At 61.4% G+C, this 1,741-nt stretch carries 2 protein-coding genes; both read right to left on the reverse strand.

The annotated features are described in order from the left end of the window. On the reverse strand, positions 1-656 hold a 656-nt coding region (locus tag AC1D1P_RS22495; RefSeq protein WP_477674517.1), incomplete at its 3' end, for a TauD/TfdA dioxygenase family protein. Positions 657-798: 142 nt separating this feature from the next. Next, a complete protein-coding gene (locus AC1D1P_RS22500) occupies positions 799-1,701 on the reverse strand; it encodes a LysR family transcriptional regulator (RefSeq protein ID WP_477674518.1) in 903 nt (300 codons plus the stop codon). Positions 1,702-1,741 lie beyond the last annotated feature (40 nt).

A 1,741-nucleotide genomic window follows, 5' to 3' on the forward strand; every position in this document is an offset into this window, starting at 1 on the left:
TTTTCGGGGTGGGTGCGCACCACCGGGTGAACCACCGGCTTGACCTCTTCAACCTGCTCTTGTGTGAGCTTGGGCCGCCACGGGTTGCGGTTGCGCAGTTCTTCGTATTTGGCGAGGTAGGTGTGTTCGGCGCGCAGGCCCTGCACGGCTGTTTTTAACGCGTCGGGCAGGGTGTCCCAGGCGGTGTGCTGGTTGGCAAAAAGCGTGTCGCCGCCTTCGGAGGGCAGCTCCTGGGCATGCAGCAATGAGCCCAGGCTGGGTTTGTCTTTGTAGGACAGGTCAGAGTGCCAGAAATGGCCGGCGTCGCCCAGGCCGATGGGTTCGCCGTTTTCCTTGATGTTGGAAACGATCAGGATTTCAGGGTGGTTTTTCAGCTGGAAGTTTTTCAGCACATGAATTTGCAGCGGCCCAAAGCGGCGGCTGAAATCAACATGCTGCTGCGGCGTGATGCGCTGATCGCGAAAGACCAGCACGTGGTGGTCCAGGTGGGCGCGGTGGATGCGGCTGAAGTCCGCTGTGGTGAGCGGCGTGGACAGATCCATGCCCAGCACCTCGGCGCCCAGAGGGGCGTCAAAAGGCCGGATCTCGATGGAGGAGGGGCCATGCGTTGTTGCCGACACATCGGCACGGTCGTTCGGAGTCAAAGTCGCTGTCATCTTCATCTTTCTCATCTGCGCCCTGGGACGCCGGTCAGCCCATAAATGTAGGAGTGCCGCCGTGCCAAGCGAACTACCTATTCGTCGTTTGTTAATTACTTTTAAGTCTGTTCGGCTTCGCCACACGAGGACGCCAACCATCTTATCTACCGGATCCACTCACCCGCAACGCTTTCACCACCAGCGAAAAGGCCGGTGAAGGCTGGCGCCTGCTGGGATAGTACAGGTGGTAGCCGGAAAATTTTGGGCACCAGTCCTGCAGCACGCGCACGAGCCGCCCGGCTTCGATGTGCGCCATCAGTTCGTCTTCCGGCAGCAAGGCGATGCCCAGCCCCGCCAGTGCCGCGTCGACCTGCGGCGGTGTCGTGTTGAAGATCAGCGGGCCATCCACCCGGACATTGACCTGCCGACCGCGGCGCTCAAAGTCCCAGACGTAAAGCCCGCCGGAAGTAGGCATGCGCTGGTTGATGCAGTGATGTGCGGTGAGGTCGTGCGGTGTTTTGGGGATGGAATGGACCGCAAAATAACCGGGTGAAGCCGCTACCGCCATGCGCAGCGGCGGGCCGATGGGCACGGCGATCATGTCTTTGTCGATCGTGTTTCCCAGGCGTACGCCGGCATCAAAACGGTCGGCCACGATGTCGCGAAAACCATAGTTCACGTCGAACTCCAGCTTGATGTCCGGGTACTCGCGAAGCAGTGGCGCGAGCTTGGGCAGCAGCACGCTTTGCAGCACATGGTCGCCACAGGTGATGCGCACGGTGCCTGCAGGTTTGTCGCGCAGATCGGTCAAGGCGTCGAGTTCCGACTCAATCTCGTCGAAGCGGTGGCCGATCGCCTTCATCAGCCGCTCGCCCGCAGACGTCGTCGCGACGCTGCGTGTGGTGCGTGTGAGCAGCCGGATCTTCAAGCCTTCTTCCAGCCCCCGGATTGCCTGGCTCAGCGCTGACGGGGTCACGCCCAGCGTGGCGGCGGCCCGGGTGAAGCTGCCCTGGCGCGCCACGGTGACGAAGGCCAGAAGGTCGTTGAGATTGCGTCGAGGCATTTGCAGGTCTCCGTTTTGCAGGCTACTGATTAGCCATGCT

This window comes from Polaromonas sp. P1_E1_2 (genome assembly GCF_056406035.1).

Excerpts from the sequence above, each read along its gene's own strand:
- AC1D1P_RS22500 (WP_477674518.1), bottom strand. The coding sequence starts at position 1,701 with ATGCCTCGACGCAATCTCAACGACCTTCTGGCCTTCGTCACCGTGGCG.